The sequence below is a fragment of the Streptomyces sp. NPDC001890 genome, from assembly GCF_042891445.1.
Taxonomy (GTDB): domain Bacteria; phylum Actinomycetota; class Actinomycetes; order Streptomycetales; family Streptomycetaceae; genus Streptomyces.
The window spans coordinates 997,536-1,017,118 of record NZ_JBIATE010000002.1; the positions used below are offsets into that span (position 1 = coordinate 997,536).

The 19,583-nt window shown below is 70.5% G+C and carries 14 protein-coding genes; 3 read left to right on the plus strand and 11 right to left on the minus strand.

The window, feature by feature from the left end:
- Positions 1-20: 20 nt before the first annotated feature.
- The 3 genes from ACFYY1_RS10680 to ACFYY1_RS10690 form a co-directional block, all read right to left on the minus strand.
- The gene (locus tag ACFYY1_RS10680) at positions 21-662 is read right to left on the minus strand and encodes a helix-turn-helix domain-containing protein (RefSeq protein ID WP_388583496.1); all 642 of its coding nucleotides are present in this window, start codon (positions 660-662) and stop codon (positions 21-23) included.
- Positions 663-899: 237 nt separating this feature from the next.
- Positions 900-1,592 carry an anti-sigma factor family protein gene (locus ACFYY1_RS10685; RefSeq protein WP_388583199.1) on the minus strand — a complete coding sequence of 231 codons (693 nt, stop codon included), beginning with the start codon at positions 1,590-1,592 and terminating at the stop codon, positions 900-902.
- Positions 1,589-2,098 (minus strand): sigma-70 family RNA polymerase sigma factor, encoded by a 510-nt coding sequence (locus ACFYY1_RS10690; RefSeq protein WP_388583201.1) that lies wholly within the window; start codon positions 2,096-2,098, stop codon positions 1,589-1,591. The genes ACFYY1_RS10685 and ACFYY1_RS10690 overlap by 4 nt, the downstream gene beginning before the upstream one ends.
- 320 nt (positions 2,099-2,418) lie before the next feature.
- Here ACFYY1_RS10690 and ACFYY1_RS10695 point away from each other — a divergent pair, with 320 nt between their 5' ends.
- Together ACFYY1_RS10695 and ACFYY1_RS10700 are read left to right on the plus strand one after the other, a co-directional pair.
- Complete coding sequence (locus ACFYY1_RS10695) at positions 2,419-3,114, plus strand: hypothetical protein (RefSeq protein WP_388583203.1); 696 nt, start codon at positions 2,419-2,421, stop codon at positions 3,112-3,114.
- Positions 3,115-3,182: 68 nt separating this feature from the next.
- The gene (locus ACFYY1_RS10700) at positions 3,183-4,442 is read left to right on the plus strand and encodes a vanadium-dependent haloperoxidase (protein WP_388583204.1); all 1,260 of its coding nucleotides are present in this window, start codon (positions 3,183-3,185) and stop codon (positions 4,440-4,442) included.
- 82 nt (positions 4,443-4,524) lie between these two features.
- On the opposite strand, the gene ACFYY1_RS10705 is transcribed toward ACFYY1_RS10700, so the two are convergent.
- Positions 4,525-5,199: a response regulator gene (locus ACFYY1_RS10705; protein ID WP_376308227.1), complete on the minus strand. Its 675-nt coding sequence runs from the start codon at positions 5,197-5,199 to the stop codon at positions 4,525-4,527.
- Complete coding sequence (locus ACFYY1_RS10710) at positions 5,196-6,890, minus strand: ATP-binding protein (protein ID WP_388583206.1); 1,695 nt, start codon at positions 6,888-6,890, stop codon at positions 5,196-5,198. Before ACFYY1_RS10710 ends, ACFYY1_RS10705 begins: the two co-directional genes overlap by 4 nt.
- A gap of 179 nt (positions 6,891-7,069) precedes the next feature.
- Between ACFYY1_RS10710 and ACFYY1_RS10715 the strand changes: the two genes are divergently transcribed.
- On the plus strand, positions 7,070-8,428 hold the full coding sequence (locus ACFYY1_RS10715) for a cation:dicarboxylate symporter family transporter (RefSeq protein WP_388583208.1): 1,359 nt from the start codon (positions 7,070-7,072) through the stop codon (positions 8,426-8,428).
- 97 nt (positions 8,429-8,525) lie between these two features.
- Here ACFYY1_RS10715 and ACFYY1_RS10720 read toward each other — a convergent pair whose 3' ends face one another.
- From ACFYY1_RS10720 to ACFYY1_RS10745, 6 genes are all read right to left on the minus strand, one after another.
- The gene (locus tag ACFYY1_RS10720; protein WP_388583210.1) at positions 8,526-8,879 is read right to left on the minus strand and encodes a beta/gamma crystallin domain-containing protein; all 354 of its coding nucleotides are present in this window, start codon (positions 8,877-8,879) and stop codon (positions 8,526-8,528) included.
- A 495-nt stretch (positions 8,880-9,374) separates the two neighbouring features.
- Entirely contained in the window at positions 9,375-11,000 is a 1,626-nt protein-coding gene (locus ACFYY1_RS10725) for a ribosomal protein L7/L12 (RefSeq protein ID WP_388583212.1), read from the minus strand.
- Positions 11,001-11,209: 209 nt separating this feature from the next.
- On the minus strand, positions 11,210-13,642 hold the full coding sequence (glgB, locus tag ACFYY1_RS10730) for a 1,4-alpha-glucan branching enzyme (protein WP_388583214.1): 2,433 nt from the start codon (positions 13,640-13,642) through the stop codon (positions 11,210-11,212).
- Between the two features lie 54 nt (positions 13,643-13,696).
- Positions 13,697-15,106 (minus strand): maltokinase, encoded by a 1,410-nt coding sequence (locus tag ACFYY1_RS10735; protein WP_388583215.1) that lies wholly within the window; start codon positions 15,104-15,106, stop codon positions 13,697-13,699.
- A gap of 237 nt (positions 15,107-15,343) precedes the next feature.
- Positions 15,344-17,050: a maltose alpha-D-glucosyltransferase gene (treS, locus tag ACFYY1_RS10740; protein ID WP_388583217.1), complete on the minus strand. Its 1,707-nt coding sequence runs from the start codon at positions 17,048-17,050 to the stop codon at positions 15,344-15,346.
- A complete protein-coding gene (locus ACFYY1_RS10745) occupies positions 17,047-19,095 on the minus strand; it encodes an alpha-1,4-glucan--maltose-1-phosphate maltosyltransferase (protein ID WP_388583219.1) in 2,049 nt (682 codons plus the stop codon). Before ACFYY1_RS10745 ends, treS begins: the two co-directional genes overlap by 4 nt.
- Between the last annotated feature and the right edge of the window lie 488 nt (positions 19,096-19,583).

The following is a 19,583-nucleotide window of genomic DNA, read 5'->3' on the forward strand; positions in this document are numbered from 1 at the left end:
GGGGGAAGGGGCCGGGCGGTTCAGTGGCCGTCCGGCCCCGGCACCCCTGCCGCCCGCCAGAACCGTTCCAGGATCTCCGCCAGGAACACCCGCCCCGAGTCGCCCGTGGCCCCGGCCCGCTCCGTACCCGTGCTGCTCCAGCTCAGCGTCGACACCATCAGCGCCTGGTAGTCGGTGTGCAGTTGCTCCAGCACGTCCTGGAGGAACCCACGCTCCAGCGGCACCAGCTTGGCCACCGGCCGCAGCTGGGCCTGCCAGCGCGTGGTCACCGCGCCGCGCAGCAGCTCCGCCAGCTCCTCGTCCCGCCCGGACACCGTCACGAACCCGGCGGGTGTCAGCCCCAGCACCTCGGCGAGCACCGCGGACTGGCGTTCGTTGCCGCGCCAGCGCCCCGAATCCTCCATCCGCAGATACGCGGAGGCGGACATCCCCAGCAGCCGCGCCAGCTCCTCCACGGCCAGCTCCCTGGCCACCCGGTGCTCCCGCAGGGTGCGCGCGGCGGTGAGCAGTTCGCCCGGCGAACACCACAACACCCCGGCCAGCGCCGTGAGTTCGTACTCGTTCGGCGAGGCGAGCCCGCGCTCCCAGGCAACCACCGTCTCGGTGCTGACCCGGAGCCCGTACTGGGCCCCGAGCCCGTAGGCGACATGGCCGGGAACCATCCCCAGGGCCTCGCGCAGTCGGCGGGCGGCGGGGGCGTTGAACGGCGGGGACGGGTGCACGGCCCCACGGTAGGAGTCAAGGCATGGAATGACTACGGTGTGTTCCACCGATATCCACGGATCGTAGGAACGTCCTAGACGCGGACCGACGGCTCCCCGCGCCGCCCCGCGCGGGGCGGGCGGGACCGTCCCGCGGGCCGGCGGCGGAGCGGCCCGCGGGATGGCGGCGGAGGCCGGTCAGAGCGGTCGGGCCGTGGCGACCAGGCGTCCCTCGTGGTCCATCACGGAAATGGACCGGATGTCGGGAAGGCGCACGGCACTCGCCCCCGTCACGGCGGCGTTGCCGTTGGGAGTGATCGCCCAGGTGGCCGCCTGCTCCTTGCGGCCGTCCACCGAGGAGACCTGGAGGACGAAGGGTCCCGGTGCTCCTGCGGGCAGGTCGGCCAGGGTGACGCTCACCGCGGTGCCCCAGGGCTTGTCCGTGAGCGTGGCGCGGCCGGACACGGAGTACCCGGCGGCCGAGGTGAAGGCGGTGGCCGGGCCGGCCGGGCCGGCCGGGTGCCGGGACTGCAGCACCGACCCCACTCCGAGCCCGGCGACCACGATCAGGGACGCGGCCAGTGCCAGCCACTGCCGACGAGCCCGGCGCCTGCGTACGGCATCGGCGGTGCGGACCTGCTCCAGCAGGCGGCCGAGCCCGGCCGGCGGCGCCGCGTCGGTGCCGGTCCCGCGCGCGGCCGGGGGGCGGGGCGCGGACATGGCCGGGGCGCGGCGGAGCAGTCCGGCCAGCGGGGCCGAGCTCGCGAGCTCGTCACGGCATTCCTGGCACACGGGCAGGTGGGACTCCAGGGTGCGGCGGTCGGTCTCGCCGAGGCCGCCCAGCACATATGCGCCGATCAGCATGCGCACGTCATCGTGGTCGGTGCTCACCGCAGAACTCCCATTTCTTCAAAGGCTGCGCGCAGGTTGCGTACGGCGTAGTAGGCGCGGGACTTGACCGTTCCCTCCGGGATCGTGAGTCGTGACGCGGACTCGGCAACGGTCAGCCCCTCGAAGTACAGAGCCTGGATCACATCACGATGCTCGCCGGACAGCCGTTCCAGCGCCGCGGTGATCACGTGGCCCTCCAGCGCCGCCTCCACGTCATCGGCGGAAGGCAGGGCCGCGAGCGCTTCGTCGTCGTAGAGCGGTTCCGGGCGCCGCTGCTCGGCACGCCAGCTGTCGGTGAGCACGTTGCGGGCGATCGTGAAGAGATAGGAGCGGATGGTGACCTGGCTCGGCTCGATCCTGTCGATGCTGCGCCAGGCACGCAACAACGTCTCCTGCACCATGTCCTCCGCCTGCTCAGGGCTGCGCACGTACCTGCGCACGAAGGAGAGCAGCACATCGTGGTGCTCGGTGTACAACGCAGTCATCAACTGCTCGTCCGGCGTCACGCTCGATGTCCTCGTCTCGCGGGCTGGGGTTGCTCGGAGCACGGCCGGGCCCGAACCGCGGGCGGCCGGCAGTCCGCGCCGCGGGGAGGCGCGGAACCGGATCCGGTCCATCCGACTCACTTCCATGCCTGGCCGCATCGGCCGAGCTGTCCCGGGGGACGGCTGCGACCTGCGGCTTCTCGTGTCCTGAGGCACCGATCGTGCGCCTCGCAGCTACGTGTACGACGAGCGGGGGGTACAAGTTCATCCGCGGATTGAACCGGGTGCCGCAGGCGGTCGTACACCTGGCCGCAAGCCCCCGACACCCAGGAGAACAAGTCATGAGGAAGAACAAGCGCGTCTGGACCCTCGGCGCGAGTGCGGCCGTGATGCTCGGCCTCGGCGCCACGGCCTTCGGACTGTCCAATGCGAACGCTTCGACCCCGGACGAGTCCACCGCCACCGCGAAGCACCCGGTCAAGGTGAAGGTCGTCGCGCCCCGGCGCGGGGACAACGCGGGCGTGGAGGGCAAGGGCTGGATCGTGGACCTGAAGCTCTCCTTCCAGGGCAAGACCCTGGCCCAGACCGGCTACAACGGGCTCCAGCTCACCGGCCCGGCCGCGCACAACAACACCGCCCCCTTCCCCGGTACGTTCTCCACCGGCCGGGACGAGAAGCTCCCTGGACTGGTCGTGCTGGACTCCACCACCAACAGCACCCTCCCCGGCTTCTCCGGGCCCGGTACCAACCTGGCCAATCTGTTCAACCTCTCCGGCGTCACCGACCGCACCCCGCACTCGACCGAGCTGTGGGACACCTGGATCGTCGGCGCCCCCATCGTGGGGCAGAACGTCGACACCACCCTGACCGTGGCGGTTGTCGACGACCTCGACCACGACGGCGTCTACAACGACGCACCCGCCGTCGTGAAGGACCTCGACGGCGACGGGAAGATCGGCGCCGAGGACCTGGACCGGATGGGCGTCGCCTCCAACATCGTCACCGTCCCCTTCCACATCGACGGCGACCCCGCCTGAACACCACCAGGCCAGGAGGAACGCCGCTGCAGGCATCCGGCCCGACCCCACCATCAGGAGCTACTCCCGTGAGAATTACGAAGACCCGTGCGGCCCTGGTGGCCTCCACGGCACTGCTGGTCGCCTCCGGCGCGGCGCCGGGCGTCGCCGCCCCCGCGTCCGGGCACGACCGCACCTCCGTGGCGCTCGACTGGTACGACACCACGGCCGACACGATCGCGACGGCCGGATCGGCGCTGCCTCCGGTGACCAACAACCGCACCTGGGCGATCAGCTGGATCGCGGCGGCGCGGGCCCTGCAGCATGTGCCGTCCGGGGTCGACCGCGGGGACTACCAGGACGCGGCGCTGGCCGCCGCGGTGCACCGCGCCCTGGTCGAGCTGGCGCCCACCCGCGCCCCGGAACTGGATGCCGCCCTGCGGCAGACCCTGGACCGGACTCCCGACGGCCCGGCCGAGAGCCTGGGCGTCGCGGCGGGCGAACGCCAGGCGCTGGAGGTCCTGCACGAGCGCGAGGGCGACGGCCTCGACGCGGCCTCCGTGAACGCCCCCTTCACCGTGCCGCCGGCCGCGCCGGGCGTCTGGCAGCCCACCCCGCCCGCGTACGCCCCCGCCATCCAGAACGGCAGCCGGTTCGCCCGGCCCTTCCTCCTGAAGAGCGCCGACCAGTTCCGGCTGCCCGCGCCGCCCGCTGTGACGTCCGAGCGGTACCGGACCGACCTGAAGGAGGTCCGGGACTTCGGCGAGCTGAACAGCACCGCGCGCACCGCGCGGCAGACCGACACGGCCAACTTCTGGTTCGACTCGTCGCTCGCACTGTGGACCAAGCCGATTCGCGTCGCGCTCGCCGCCACGTCCCACCAGCCACTGGCCAAGCAGGCCGAACTCGTCGCCCTGACCCACGCCACACTGGTGGACACCCAGATCGCCACCTCCGACACCAAGTACACCCATCCGCTGTGGCGCCCCGTCACCGCGATCCGGGCCGGCGTCGGCGAGATCGCCGCCGACCCGTCGTGGACCCCGCTGCACACCACCCCGGCGCACCCGGACTACCCCAGCGGCCACAACACCTACGCGGGCGCGACGGAAACCGTTCTCACCGCCCTCGCGGGACCGCGCACGGCCCCGTTCACCCTGACCAGCGGCACGGCACCGGGCGTCGTCCGTACCTACACCGCATGGCACCAGCTCACGCTGGAGAACATGGACGCGCGGGTCTGGCTGGGCATCCACACCCGACTCGCGGACGAGGCCGGGGTCGAACTGGGCACCGACGTCGCCAGGTACGGCCTGAGCCACGCCCGGTCGCTGTTCCAGGAGCGCTGAAGCAGCCGGGCGAACAACACCGCGCCCGCGCCCGCGTCCACGTCGAGCCGACGAGGACGCGGGCGCAGGTGCCGTATATCCGTCAGCCGTTGCGGGTCACCCACCGGTAGTGCAGCTCCGGGCGCCCGATCTGGCCGTACTGCGGACTGCGCACCGCGCGCCCCACCGTCACCAGGTGCTCCAGATAACGGCGCGCGGTGATCCGCGAGATCCCCAGCTCCTCCCCGGCCGCCGCCGCCGTCACCCCGTCCGGGGCGGCCCGCAGGGCGCGGGTGACGGCCTCCAGCGTCGGGCTGCTCAGCCCCTTCGGCAGCCGGGCCGGCTGCGGGGCGCGCAGTACGCCGATCGCCCGGTCCACCTCGTCCTGGCCGCTCGCCTCACCGGCCGCCGCGCGGAACTCCGCGTAGCGCACCAGCCGGTCGCGCAGGGTGGCGAAGGTGAACGGCTTCAGCACGTACTGGACGACCCCGAGCGACACCCCCTCCCGGACCACCGCCAGATCGCGCGCCGACGTCACCGCGATGACGTCCGCCGAGTGCCCGGCCGCGCGCAGCGAGCGCAGCAGTTGCAGACCGTGCCCGTCGGGCAGGTACAGATCCAGGAGCAGCAGATCGACCGGGGTACGGTCCAGCGCCCGCACCGCCTCCGCCCGCGAATGCGCGACGGCCGCCACCGTGAATCCGGGGACGCGGCCCACGTACAGCCGGTGGGCGTCGGCGGCGACGGGATCGTCCTCGACGATCAGTACCCGGATCACGCCGTGGCCTCCTTCGTGGGGTGCGCCGTGCGTCCGGCGAAGGCCAGCGGCAGCCGCACCGTGAAGCACGCACCGCCACCGCCCTCACCGCCGTCCAGGGTGACCGTGCCGCCGTTGCGGTGCACCGCCTGCTGTACGAGGGCGAGCCCGATGCCCCGGCCCGCCCCGTGCGTCGACCAGCCCCGCTCGAACACCTCGGCGGCGTCCGCCGGATCGATCCCGGCCCCGGTGTCGGCGACCCGCAGCAGCAGTTCGCCCTCCCCGGCCAGCGCGGTGACGGTGACCCGGGCGCGGGCGGCCCGCCCGCTCCCCGGTCCCCGCTGGGCGGGCACGGACCCGGGACCCGGCACACCGGTCACCGCCTCCGACGCCGCGTCCACCGCGTTGTCGATCAGATTGCCGAGTATCGTCACCAGATCCCGGTGCGACAGGGTCGCCGGCAGGTCGCCGTCGTCGATCAGGCTGTCGTCCGCGAGCACCAGCTCCACCCCCCGTTCGTTGGCCTGCGCCGCCTTGCCGAGCAGCAGCGCGGCCAGTACCGGTTCGGCGACCGCTCCCACCACCCGGTCGGTGAGGGCCTGGGCCAGCTCCAGCTCGGCGGTGGCGAAGCCCACCGCCTCCTCGGCCCGGCCCAGTTCGATCAGCGAGACGACGGTGTGCAGCCGGTTCGCCGCCTCGTGCGCCTGCGAGCGCAACGCCTGGGTGAACCCCCGCTCGGAGTCCAACTCGCCGGACAGCGCCTGGAGTTCCGTGTGATCGCGCAGCGTCACGACGGTGCCGCGCTGCTCCCCGCCCACCACCGGACGGGTGTTGACCACGATCACCCGGTCCGCCGTCAGATGCAGTTCGTCGACCCGCTCCTCGGAGGCGAGCAGCGCACCGGTCAGCGGCGCCGGCAGCTCCAGCTCGGCGACCCTGCGCCCCACCGCACCCGGCCCCAGACCGAGCAGCTCCCGGCCCGCGTCGTTGATCAGCGCGATCCGGCGCCGCCCGTCGAGCATCAGCAGCCCCTCGCGCACCGCGTGCAGCGTGGCCTGGTGGTAGTCGTGCATCCGGCTCAGCTCCGCGGCGTTCATGCCGTGCGTGTGCCGCCGCAGCCTGGCGTTGATCACATACGTGCCGATGCCGCCGAGCGCCAGCGCCCCGCCCGCAGCCAGTCCCAGCGCCCCGAGCTGCGCCCGCACCTGCGAGGAGACCCGTTCGACCGTGATGCCCGCACTGACCAGCCCGATGATCCGGGAGCCGTCCCGGATCGGGGTGACGACCCGGATCGAGGGACCGAGCGTGCCGGTGTACGTCTCCGTGAACGTCTCGCCGCGCAGCGCCCGCGCGGTGTGCCCGAGGAAGGTCTCCCCGATCCGGTCGGCGTCCGGGTGCGTCCAGCGGACCCGCTCCGGGGACATGATCGTGACGAAGGTGATCCCGGTGTCCCTGCGGACCTGCTCCGCGTACGGCTGAAGCACGGCGGACGGGTCCGGGGTGCCGATCGCCTCCCGCACCGACGGCGAGTCGGCGATCGCCAGCGCGGCCGCCCTGACCTGCCGGGCCGCGGTCTCCTTCGCCTGCGCGCTGCCGGAGACGTACGCGAAGAACGCGCACCCCGCCACCACGGCCGCCACCAGCACCACCTGCATGGCGAACAGCTGACCGGCCAGGCTGCGCGGGCGGGTCCGGGGACGGGGGAGACGCATGGCACCAGTCTGCCTGGCCGAAAACACATGAACGAAATGCACGCAACGGTGACCGCCGTCACAGGGAACGAGATATTCACCAAGGGTTTTTCCGACGGCACCGATCGACCGATCCGCCGGACAGCCCTTGCGACCCCCAGGGACGGGGGATCGACCCGGACGAACCGAGGAGAACCCCCGTGGGAGTGGCAGCCGCCAAGCGGGACCGCACGCACTATCTGTATCTGGCCGTGATCGCGGCCGTGGCGCTCGGCATCCTGGTGGGCTTCGTGGCCCCCGGCGTCGCCGTCGAGCTCAAGCCGATCGGCACCGGCTTCGTGAACCTGATCAAGATGATGATCTCGCCCATCATCTTCTGCACGATCGTGCTGGGCGTCGGCTCGGTGCGCAAGGCCGCCAAGGTCGGCGCGGTCGGCGGCCTCGCCCTCGGCTACTTCCTGGTGATGTCGACCGTCGCGCTCGCCATCGGCCTGCTCGTCGGCAACCTCCTGGAGCCCGGCCAGGGCCTCCATCTCACCGAGGCCGTGCGCGCTGCCGGTGAGAAGCAGGCGGCCGGGGCGAGCGAGTCCACCACCGACTTCCTGCTCGGCATCATCCCGACCACGATCGTCTCCGCCTTCACCGAGGGCGAAGTGCTCCAGACCCTGCTCGTCGCGCTGCTCGCGGGCTTCGCGCTCCAGGCCATGGGCTCGGCCGGCGAACCGGTGCTGCGCGGCATCGGCCACATCCAGCGCCTCGTCTTCCGCATCCTCGCCATGATCATGTGGGCGGCCCCGGTCGGCGCGTTCGGTGCGATGGCGGCGGTGGTCGGCGAGACCGGCGTGGACGCGCTGAAGTCCCTCGCGATCATCATGATCGGCTTCTACCTCACCTGCGCGATCTTCGTCTTCGTGGTGCTCGGCGCCATCCTGCGGCTGGTCGCCGGGGTCAACCTGATCGCCCTGCTGAAGTACCTGGGGCGCGAGTTCCTGCTGATCCTCTCCACCTCCTCCTCCGAGTCGGCCCTGCCCCGGCTCATCGCGAAGATGGAGCACCTCGGGGTCAGCCGCCCGGTCGTCGGCATCACCGTGCCGACCGGCTACTCCTTCAACCTCGACGGCACCGCGATCTACCTCACGATGTCCTCGCTCTTCATCGCCAACGCGATGGGCGACCCGCTGAGCGCCGGTGAGCAGGTCTCGCTGCTGCTCTTCATGATCGTCGCCTCGAAGGGCGCGGCCGGAGTCACCGGCGCGGGCCTGGCCACCCTCGCGGGCGGCCTCCAGTCGCACCGCCCCGGCCTGGTGGACGGCGTCGGCCTGATCGTCGGCATCGACCGCTTCATGAGCGAGGCCCGCGCCATGACGAACTTCGCGGGCAACGCGGTCGCCACCGTCCTGGTCGGCACCTGGACCAAGGAGATCGACAAGGAGCGGGTGGACAAGGTCCTTTCCGGCGCGCTCCCGTGGAACGAGCAGCTGCTCAACCAGGACGCCGACGTGCACGGCGTCCCGGAGCCGCGCGACGGCGACGAGCAGCACGCGGTGGCGAAGGCGTAACCACACCGGGCACCGGAAAGGGGTCGTCGCGGGAACTCCCGCGACGGCCCCTTCGCGCTTGCGCGACCGGGACTTCGGAACGTCCCTGGAGAAATCCCTACAGGATTTCGATGGCAGCGACCTTCGGCACGTTCGAATATTTGATATTCGAATTCCGGGGGATCTTCACCACATCGCCATTGGCGTCGTAGTACTTCACGTCGTTGTTACCCGTGGAGATCTGGTCGACCCACCACCCGCCGAAGTCGGTCTTCCCGCGATTCGCATAGCAGTCCACGCTGTCGTGCCCACTGCCGTCGTGCGACCAGATCTTCAGGAAGCCCGCGTCCGGGTCGCAGGTCACGTGGTCGATGGCGGAAGCGGTTCCGGCCGGCCCGGCCAGGGTGAACGCGGCGGCTGCGGCAAGCGCCGCAGCCATCGTGCGCACAACGTTCCTCTTTTTCGAGGACATAGTTTCCCCTTGAATTGAATATGGAACCAACAGCCCGCTTCGACGATGTGGGCGTCGGCGCTGAGCAAGCATCGTACGAAGTCGATCGCACATTCAGGAGGGTCTGGAAGGGGAATCACCTGAACGTGAATGCCTGACCGAATGCGCCGGGGTCAAGGGGCGATTTCAAAGTCTCGCGATATCGGACCGCTCAGGCTCGGGCCTGACGGCTCAGTGCGTGGATGTCACGCTCGACGGCTTCATGGCCGGGACCGGACTGCCGCCGTCGTGCCCCCCCCCTGCGCCGAGGCCGGTAAACATCAAGCAGGTGTCGGGAAAGCATGCGGTCCGGGTCTTGGGGTGAAGGGCCTGCTCCAGGCCGCCAGGGCGCTGCCACCGCCTCCACCGGCCCCGGTCGTGGGTGTGTGCGACCGGGAACGGCGATTGCGACGAGAGGGTCTGGAGGCTCGCGGCCGGTAATCACGCTGGAGAGTGCCCAGTGGCAGCGAAAATTATTTACTGATTATTGCAGATTTCCTGGATCCGCACGTCATCGCGGCTCGCCGCCGGAGAATAGTGATCATAGCCTGTATTATTGACGCCAGCATGTCGAGCTCGGTAGGCGGCGGCCAATCCGATGTGGTCTGCTGCGGCCTGCTGGAGCGCAGTCTTCAATTTCTGGTCACTGGTTTGCGTGGCGGCTTTCTGTTCCATCGAAACCAGCCGGTCTTCTCTCGCTGCGAGATCCGCCTGGGAAAAACTTCCGACCGGGTGAGAATAAGTCCATTCATTTTTTTGCTCCATGGCCGAGCGCCATGTGGCACATGCTGCGTCAGCTGTGTGCTGCTGCTCGGGCAGCAGGGCCGCGATGGCCACGATGGCCGCAACAGCCACCAGCCCGGCCCCGCCTCGGGCGAACTGCTTGCCTGCGCTCTTTCGGTTGGCCTTCGTCGGCTCCGGCCTCCCGCGAGGTGCGACGACCGCCGGCGAGCGGGGCATGCGGGCCGTGCGCGTCAGGGTCGGCGTCGCCGGCGGCTGCTGTTCCGTGCTCTCCGTGGATGCGGTGTGCCGTTCGTGTCGCTTGAAGACCGCTCTGGCACCGGCGTTGACCAGAGCGTCTTCGGCATCCGCGGCAGTTCTCCAGTCGACCTTCGTCAGCACCTTTTGGGGCGCACGGGAGACGAGGAGCATGGCCTCCTTGACGCTCAACGAGGTCAACCTGTGCAAGACCCGGATGACCGGGACCTCACTTTCACCGACGTCCAGGAGGATGACGTCGTATCTGGGCTCGACCTCTCGCTCGGCGCGTGCGGGGTCCTGGATGATTTCAGGGGTCCGAGCGCCGGGCGTCGTCATGGCGAGTGCGGTGGCCACCGTGGGGCGGTCGCCGGGTTCCTTGCGCAGGAGGGCGGTGATCAGTGGTGCCAGGTGGCCGGCGTTGGCCGGTGGCGGGGGCTCGTGGATGGCAACGGCCCGCAGTGTTCCGGTGAGGGTGTCGCGTTGGAACGGGGACTTCCCCTCGGTGGCCTGGTAGAGCGTGGCACCGAGGGAGAAGAGGTCGCTGGCCTCGCTTCCCTCTTCGCCGTCGGCGCGTTCGGGGGCGATGTAGGCCATCGACCCGATGATGCCGCCGTCCTGGGTGAGCTTGGTGTCGACCTCGTTGATCGCGATGCCGAAGTCGGTGAGCAGGACGCCGCCGTCGTCGCCGAGCATGATGTTGGCCGGCTTCACATCCCGGTGGATGATCCCCGCGGCGTGAGCCGCCCCGAGGGCGCCGAGTACGGCGGCTGCGACCTTCGTTGTATCCTCGACCGTCAGCCGGCCCTTGCTCAGGCGGGATTCCAAGGAGACGCCCTTCACCAGGCGCATCACCGTCCAGGGGATGCCGTCCTCGATCACGACGTCGTGGACGGCGACGATGTTGGCGTGGTCCCGCAGCCGGGCTCCGTGGCGGGCCTCCCGCCTGGCCCGGATCAGGAGCTCCTCCCAGTGACTGTCGGGGATGCCTGGCCGGCGGAACACCTCCTTGACCGCGACGTCGACGCCCAACTGCTGGTCGTGAGCTCGCCAGACCCGGCCCATCCCGCCGGACCCGAGAGTCGCGAGCAGCCGGTAGCGACCAGCTATCACGCGCGTTGGCATCTTCCCTGAGTTCAACGAGGCCCCCCCAAGCGCCACCGACTCGACGTCAACTACGAGGGCAGGGTAGTGCAGGCCGCCGCCCACCACGACCCATGATCGGGCAGCCCGCGGCATCGAGGTGCTCTCCTCGCCTCAGGAGCTGACCGTTTGCCTCGCCGCCCTCAACGCGGAATCCAGGCGCGGAGCATGAGCGGGCCCCGCGCCCCGGCTCAGACCGGCCGGAACCAGACCGTCGCCAGCGGTGGCAGCGTCAGCAGGACGCTGCCGCGGCGGCCGTGCGCCGCCACCGGTTGGGGCTTCAGCGGTCCGGGGTGGAGTACGTCGCTGCCGCCGTACCGCGCGGCGTCGGTGTTGAGGACCTCCGCCCACGCGACCCGGTCCCCGGGCACGTCCGGGACGCCCACGCGGTAGTCGTGCCGCACCACCGGGGAGAAGTTGCTGACCGAGAGGAGCGGTGAGCCGTGCGCGTCGTAGCGCAGGAAGGCGAAGACGTTGTCCTCGGCGGCGCCCCCGTCGACCCAGTCGAAGCCCTCCGGAACGGTGTCGCGCTGCCAGAGTGCGGGGGTGTCGGCGTACACCGCGTTCAGTTCGCCCACCAGGGTGCGTACGCCCCGGTGGTCGCTCTCCGCCGCGTACGAGGGGTCGAGCAGCCACCAGTCCGGGCCGTGCCCCTCCGACCACTCCGCGCCCTGCGCGAACTCCTGTCCCATGAACAGGAGTTGCTTGCCCGGGTGGGCCCACATGAAGCCGAGGTAGGCCCGGTGGTTGGCGCGCTGCTGCCACCAGTCGCCGGGCATCTTGGAGACCAGTGAACGCTTGCCGTGCACCACCTCGTCGTGCGAGATCGGCAGGACGTAGTTCTCGCTGTACGCGTACACCATCGAGAAGGTCATCTCGTTGTGGTGGTACTTGCGGTGCACCGGCTCCTTCGACACGTACACCAGCGAGTCGTGCATCCAGCCCATGTTCCACTTCAGCCCGAAGCCGAGACCCCCGAACCCGTGGTGTCCGACGTGGTGGGTGGCGCGGGTGACGCCGTCCCAGGCGGTGGACTCCTCGGCGATGGTCACCACGCCCGGATTGCGCCGGTAGACGGTGGCGTTCATCTCCTGGAGGAAGGCGACGGCGTCCAGGTTCTCCCGTCCGCCGTGCTCGTTCGGGGACCACTCGCCGTCCTTGCGCGAGTAGTCGAGGTAGAGCATCGAGGCGACCGCGTCCACCCGCAGTCCGTCGATGTGGAACTCCTCGCACCAGTAAGTGGCGTTGGCCACCAGGAAGTTGCGCACCTCGGTGCGTCCGTAGTCGAACTCCAGCGTGCCCCAGTCGGGATGCGCCGCCCGCGACGGGTCCGAGTGCTCGTACAGCGGACGCCCGTCGAACTGAGCCAGCGCCCAGTCGTCGCGCGGGAAGTGCGCGGTCACCCAGTCGACGATCACCCCGATCCCGGCCCGGTGCAGCGAGTCGATGAGGAACCGGAAGTCGTCGGGTGTGCCCATGCGTGACGTCGGGGCGTAGAACCCGGTGACCTGATACCCCCAGGAGCCGCCGAAGGGATGCTCGGCGATCGGCATCAGTTCCACATGCGTGAAGCCGAGGTCCCTTACGTAGGAGGGGAGTTGGGCGGCGAGTTGGCGGTAGGTCAGACCCGGGCGCCAGGACGGCAGGTGCACCTCGTACACCGAGACCGGTGCCTCGTGCACCGGGACGTCCCCGCGGTGGGCCATCCACTCCTGGTCCCGCCACTGATGGTGCGAGGCCGTCACGATCGAGGCGGTGGCGGGCGGCACCTCGGCGTACCGGGCCATCGGGTCGGCCCGCAGCGTGTGCGAGCCGTCCGGGCGGCAGACGTCGAACTTGTAGAGCGCGCCCTCCCCGATCCCGGGCAGGAACAACTCCCACACCCCGCTGGAGCCGAGCGAGCGCATCGGGAAGCCGGTGCCGTCCCAGTAGTTGAAGTCACCGACGACCCGCACCCCGCGGGCGTTGGGCGCCCACACGGTGAACCGGGTGCCCGCCACCCCCTGGTGCTCCATGGGCTGCGCGCCGAGGGCGGTCCACAGCTCCTCGTGCCGCCCCTCGCCGATCAGATGCAGATCGAGTTCGCCGAGCGCGGGCAGGAAGCGGTACGGGTCCTGGACCTCGATCTCGTTGTCCGCGTAGGCGACCAGCAGCCGGTACTCGGGCAGCGTGGTCATCGGCAGCAGCCCGGAGAAGAAGCCGTCGCCGTCGTCGTGCAGCTGGGCCCGCAGCCCCTTGGCGAGCACGGTCACCGACCGGGCGTGCGGGCGCAGCACCCGGAAGGTCACCCCGCCGCGGACCGGGTGGGCGCCGAGCAGGTCGTGCGGGGCGTGGTGCTCACCGGCGAGCAGCCGGCCCCGGTCGGCGTCGTCGAGCGGGTGCGCCTGGCGTACGCCCCGGGCGGTGGAGGTGGCGGTGGCGGTGGGGGTCCGGCGGGGGCGCGACGGTGCGGCGGCGGCCCGCGCGGCCGTCGGCTTCTTCTTCCGCGCGGCCGCCGAGGCCGGGGCGGCCGGTTCCGGCGACGGCGGTGCCGCGGGGGCCGCCACCTCCTCGGGCGCCGGTGTTTCGGCTCGGGGGGCTTCGGTGGGGGCGGGCGTCTTGCGGGACGGCTTGCGGGCGGTCACGGGGACAGCCTCCTTGGAGGGGGTCGAGGGGGAGAAGGGGGCGCGTGCCGGCCGTCAGACGTCGGCGGCGGCCAGGCGGTGGATGGCGGCCATCGGGACCGGCAGCCAGTCGGGCCGGTGCCGTGCCTCGTACAGCACCTCGTACACCGCCTTGTCGGTCTCGTGGGCGCGCAGCAGCTCCGGTTCACCGCGCGGGTCGGCGCCCGAGGCACGGGCGTACCCCTCGCAGTAGGCGGTCCGGCAGCGGGCCGCCCAGTCGGCGTTCCACGGGCGGTGCGAGCGGGCGGCGTAGTCGAAGGAGCGGAGCATCCCGGCGACGTCGCGCACCGGGAGCTGCGGCCGGCGGCGCTCGGGCAGCGGTTTGGCCGGTTCGCCCTCGAAGTCGATCAGTGACCAGAAACCGTCGGCCGCGCGGAGCGTCTGGCCTAGGTGGAGATCGCCGTGCACCCGCTGGGCCGCCCAGTCGCGCCCCCGGTGCCCGAGCGCGGCCACCGCGTCGAAGGCGGTGCGCAGCCCGGGGACGTACGGCACGAGTTCCGGTACCGCCTGGGCGGCGGCCTCCAGCCGGCGCACCATCGCGGATGCCAGGTGCTCGGTCTGGGCGCGGTGCAGCGCGGGCGTCGGCAGGGCGGCGGCCAGCGCGGTGTGCACCTCGGCGGTGGCCCGGCCCAGCGCGTGGGCCTCGTCCGTGAAGTCCCGGCCCGCGGCCAGGGCGCGCAGCGCGAGCTGCCAGCCGTCCTGCGCACCGCTCAGGAACGGCTGGAGGACCCCGAGGGTGAGCGGCTTCGCGGCGGTGGCGGCCTCGAACCAGGCGACGGGGGCGGGCACCCGCCCGCAGCCCTCCCGCGCCAGCGCGAGCGGCAGCTCCAGATCCGGGTTGGTGCCCGGGAAGATCCGGCGGAAGATCTTGAGGATGTAGGAGTCGCCGTAGACCAGCGAGGTGTTGGACTGCTCGGTTTCGAGCAGCCGTGGCGCGAGCCCCGCCGCGATGGCCGGGCCGCTCCGGTCGAAGCGGAGCGCGCCCAGGGTGCCGGGCGTACGGAATCGTTCCAGCAGAAGTTCGGCCAGGCGCGGATCGTGCAGCGCCTCGTAGACGGTGCGGCCGGCGAGCGGACCCTCGGTCACCCGGCCGATGAGCGCGGGCGCCAGCCGGGGCGGCAGCACCGCCCGTACCCCGAGCAGCAGTTGGTAGCAGTCGTCCGGCGACTGCGCGGGCGTGGCCGGCTGATGGACCCGGACCAGCAGATGGAGCAGTCCGGTTCCGGTTCCGGTTCCGGCGGCGACGGAACCGGTGCCCACCGGCAGCATCTCGGTCGCCGACACCAGCGAGAACGCGGTGACCGGCCGCCCCTTGCCCGCGAACCACCGCTGCCGGGGCAGCCAGTCGTGCAGCAGGGGGGCGAGAGACGGGAGCAGGGCTGGGCTGTCGGTCAGGGCGACCCGAAGGGATGCAGCCTCCGACATGGCATCGCGTCCTTTCCCCGGGCACACCACAGGATGCGGAGAGTGTCCCGGATTGCGGCAATAGCTGTCCGGCTGTGCGGGACGTGTCGGGTCAGGATGGTCCGTACGGACTCGACTCGATGGAAGCAAAACGCCAGATGGGGCCCGGAAAGGGCCGTACGTGTGCGGTGCGGGGGAGGGGGCCCCGTGCGGGGCGGCGGAAACCGCCCCGCGATCGTGATGGGAAGTGACGCCCGGTCAGCTCGGCGGCGCTTCCTTGCGCAGCCGGAACCAGTAGAAACCGTGCCCGGCCAGAGTCAGCAGGTAGGGCCACTTGCCGATGGCGGGGAAGCGCACCCCGCCGATCAGCTCCACCGGATGACGCCCCTCGAACGACCGCAGATCGAGCTCCGTCGGCTGCGCGAACCGCGAGAAGTTGTGCACGCACAGCACGAGATCGTCCCCGTGCTCACGGGTGAAGGCGAGCACGGCCGGGTTCGACGACGGCAGTTCGTTGTACGAGCCGAGACCGAAGGCGGGATTCTGCTTGCGGATCTCGATCATCCGCCGCGTCCAGTGCAGCAGCGACGACGGGGAGGCCATCGACGCCTCGACGTTGGTGACCTGGTAGCCGTAGACCGGATCCATGATCGTGGGGAGGTAGAGCCGCCCCGGGTCGCTGGAGGAGAACCCGGCGTTGCGGTCGGGCGTCCACTGCATCGGGGTGCGCACCGCGTCCCGGTCGCCGAGCCAGATGTTGTCGCCCATCCCGATCTCGTCCCCGTAGTAGAGGATCGGGGAGCCGGGCAGTGACAGCAGCAGCGCGGTGAACAGCTCGATCTGGTTGCGGTCGTTGTCCAGCAGCGGTGCCAGCCGCCGCCGGATGCCGATGTTGGCCCGCATCCGCGGGTCCTTGGCGTACTCCGCGTACATGTAGTCGCGCTCTTCGTCCGTGACCATTTCGAGGGTGAGCTCGTCGTGGTTGCGCAGGAAGATGCCCCACTGGCAGTTCTCCGGGATCGCCGGTGTCTTCGCCAGGATCTCGGAGACCGGGTAGCGGCTCTCGCGCCGCACCGCCATGAAGATCCGGGGCATCACGGGGAAGTGGAACGCCATGTGGCACTCGTCGCCGCCCGCCTCGTACGCGCCGAAGTAGTCGACGACGTCCTCGGGCCACTGGTTGGCCTCGGCGAGCAGCACGGTGTCCGGGTAGTGCGCGTCGATCTCCTTGCGGACCCGCTTGAGGAAGTCGTGGGTCTCCGGGAGGTTCTCGCAGTTGGTGCCCTCCCGCTGGTACAGGTACGGCACGGCGTCCACCCGGAAGCCGTCGATGCCGAGGTCCAGCCAGAAGCGGAGCGCGGAGATGATCTCCTCCTGCACCGCCGGGTTCTCGTAGTTGAGATCGGGCTGGTGGGAGAAGAACCGGTGCCAGTAGTACTGCTTGCGCACCGGGTCGAAGGTCCAGTTGGACGTCTCGGTGTCGACGAAGATGATCCGGGCGTCGGGGAACTGCTTGTCGTCGTCGGCCCAGACGTAGTAGTCGCCGTACGGCCCCTCGGGGTCGGTGCGGGACTGCTGGAACCAGTCGTGCTGATCGCTCGTGTGGTTCATGACGAAGTCGATGATCACGCGCATCCCGCGCTGGTGCGCGGCGTCGACGAACTCCACGAAGTCGGCCAGGTCGCCGAACTCCGGGAGCACGGCGGTGTAGTCGGACACGTCGTAACCGCCGTCGCGCAGCGGCGACTTGAAGAACGGCGGCAACCAGAGGCAGTCGATGCCCAGCCACTGGAGGTAGTCCAGTTTGGCGGTGATGCCCTTGAGGTCGCCGATGCCGTCGCCGTTGGAGTCCTGGAAGGACCTGACGAGGACTTCGTAGAAGACGGCGCGCTTGAACCAGTCGGGATCGCGGTCCTTGGCCGGGGTGTCCTCGAACGTGTCGTGGACAGGCTCATTGACGATCATGGTGTGGGTGACCCTCCGGTCGGCGGGGACGGTCGCAGGACGACGACGTGCGCGGGCGTGACGCCCGGCTCTAGGCGCACGTAGAAGGTCCTGCCCCAGTGATAGGTGTCGCCGGTGAGCTCGTCGCGCACCGGCACGCGATCGTGCCGGTCGAGGCCGAGTCGCGGCATGTCCAACGAGACCGTGGCCTCGTGGGTGTGGTGCGGGTCGAGGTTGGCGACCACCAGAACGATGTTCGAACCCGAACGCTTGCTGTACGCGATCAACGCGTCGTTGTCGGTGGAGTGGAAGTGCACGTCGCGCAGCTGCTGCAGAGCCGGGTTGCGGCGCCTGACGCGGTTGAGCGTGGTGATGAGCGGGGCCAGCGAACGGCCCTCGCGCTCCGCCGCCTCCCAGTCCCTGGGCCGGATCTCGTACTTCTCCGAGTTGCGGTACTCCTCACTGCCGGGCCGGACCGGGGTGTTCTCGCACAGCTCGTAGCCCGCGTACACACCCCAGGAGGGGGAGAGCGTCGCGGCGAGCACGGCCCGCGCCTCGAAGGCCGGGCGGCCTCCGTCCTGGAGATAGCCGGACAGGATGTCCGGGGTGTTCACGAAGAAGTTGGGCCGCATGTAGGAAGCGGTCTCGCCCGACAACTCCATGACGTATTCGGTGATTTCCTGCCGGGTGTTGCGCCAGGTGAAATACGTGTAGGACTGCTGGAATCCGATGGTCGCGAGCGTCTTCATCATCGCGGGCCGGGTGAATGCCTCGGCCAGGAAGATCACATCGGGATCGGTGCGGTTGATGTCCGCGATCACCTTCTCCCAGAAGATCACCGGCTTGGTGTGCGGATTGTCGACGCGGAAGATCCGTACGCCGTGATCCATCCAGAACCGCAGAATGCGAACGGTCTCGGCGACCAGTCCGTCCAGGTCCTTGTCGAAGGCGATCGGATAGATGTCCTGGTATTTCTTCGGCGGATTCTCGGCATGGGCGATCGTGCCGTCCGCGCGGTGGTGGAACCACTCCGGATGTTTCTCCACCCAGGGGTGGTCGGGAGAACACTGGAGCGCGAAATCGAGAGCGATCTCCATACGCAGATCACGGGCGGTCGCCACGAAATGATCGAAGTCTTCGAGGGTGCCGAGATCGGGGTGGACGGCGTCGTGACCGCCCTCGGCCGAGCCGATTGCCCACGGCACCCCCACGTCGTGCGGGGCGGCGGAGAGCGCGTTGTCGGGGCCCTTGCGGTGGGTGGTCCCGATCGGGTGGACGGGCGGCAGGTAGACCACGTCGAAGCCCATCGCGGCGACCGCGGGCAGCCGTTCGGCGGCGGTGCGGAAGGTGCCGCCGACGATCCTCGCCGGGGCCTCGGCCGCCTTCGCCGCCTTCGCCGTCCTGCTCCTGCGCTTCGTGGGCGGGCCGGCCGGCTCGACCCTGGCGCCCTCGGAGCGGGGGAACAGCTCGTACCAGGAGCCGAACAGCGCCCGCCGGCGCTCCACCACCAGCGGCAGCGGCGGGGACGCGCTGACCAGTTCGCGCAGCGGATGACGGGCGAGCGCGGCCCGCGCCTCGGGGACGAGCGCCGCGGCCAGCCGGGCGGCGGCCGGACGGGAGGCGTCGCGCAGCGCGTCCACCGCGGCCAGCACCGCCTCGCGCCCGTCCCGCTTCGGTACGCCCTCGGCGGCCCGCTCGTACAGCTCGGCACCCTCCGCCAGGACGAGCGCGGTGTCGATCCCGGCCGGAATCTTGATCCCGGCCAGCTGCCGCCAGGTGGCGACCGGATCGCTCCAGGCCTCGACCGTATACGTCCAGCGGCCCTCCGCGTCCGGGGTGACATCGGCGCCCCAGCGGTCGGTGCCCGGGGCCAGTTCGCGCATCGGCGTCCAGGGACCGGGACGCCCGCCCGGGTCCACCAGGACCACATTGGCGGCGACGGCCTCGTGTCCCTCGCGGAAGACGGTCGCGGTGACCTGGAAGGTCTCACCGGCAACGGCCTTGGCGGGCCTTCTGCCGCAGTCGACGAGGGGACGGACGTCGAGCACGGGAATGCGACCGATCATGGAATCACCTGGGGGCTGGGGTCGGGGCGGGGACTGGGAGCGGGACCGGGACCGGGGGTGGGGCTCGGGTCGAGCGGGGCACGGCACAGCGGCGGAGGGCGAAATACGCGCACCGCGACCTACGGGGTCCGTCCTTTCTAACTGCTTGATCGACGGCTGACGGTGTGTGGGCATGGCCGCTCCTGTCCGCATTCACTCGAATGGCAGTCGAATGGCCGGGGCACGGGTATGTTTCGCGGATGTGAACCGGATGGAAACCGGCTCGTGGATGCCTCGCATTCGTACTGCGTCCGGGCATCGTGCATATGGCGCCCGGTGCGCATCCGGGCGACCTACCGGAGAAGCCTTCCCACGATTCCGGGTAAGCCAATCCGGTGGTTCGTCAAATACTCGGGCGTATCTCTGACGGCCTTTTCGCACCGGGCACCGACCCGCGTTCGCAAGCCCGCCGATGCCCCTTTGGACGCCACTGGGCAGCTTTCCTTCTG

Coding starts and splice junctions, on each gene's coding strand:
- ACFYY1_RS10680 (WP_388583496.1), bottom strand. CDS start 662: ATGGTTCCCGGCCATGTCGCCTACGGGCTCGGGGCCCAGTACGGGCTC.
- ACFYY1_RS10695 (WP_388583203.1), top strand. CDS start 2,419: ATGAGGAAGAACAAGCGCGTCTGGACCCTCGGCGCGAGTGCGGCCGTG.
- ACFYY1_RS10710 (WP_388583206.1), bottom strand. CDS start 6,890: ATGCGTCTCCCCCGTCCCCGGACCCGCCCGCGCAGCCTGGCCGGTCAG.
- ACFYY1_RS10720 (WP_388583210.1), bottom strand. CDS start 8,879: ATGTCCTCGAAAAAGAGGAACGTTGTGCGCACGATGGCTGCGGCGCTT.
- ACFYY1_RS10725 (WP_388583212.1), bottom strand. CDS start 11,000: ATGCCAACGCGCGTGATAGCTGGTCGCTACCGGCTGCTCGCGACTCTC.
- ACFYY1_RS10735 (WP_388583215.1), bottom strand. CDS start 15,106: ATGTCGGAGGCTGCATCCCTTCGGGTCGCCCTGACCGACAGCCCAGCC.
- treS (WP_388583217.1), bottom strand. CDS start 17,050: ATGATCGTCAATGAGCCTGTCCACGACACGTTCGAGGACACCCCGGCC.
- ACFYY1_RS10745 (WP_388583219.1), bottom strand. CDS start 19,095: ATGATCGGTCGCATTCCCGTGCTCGACGTCCGTCCCCTCGTCGACTGC.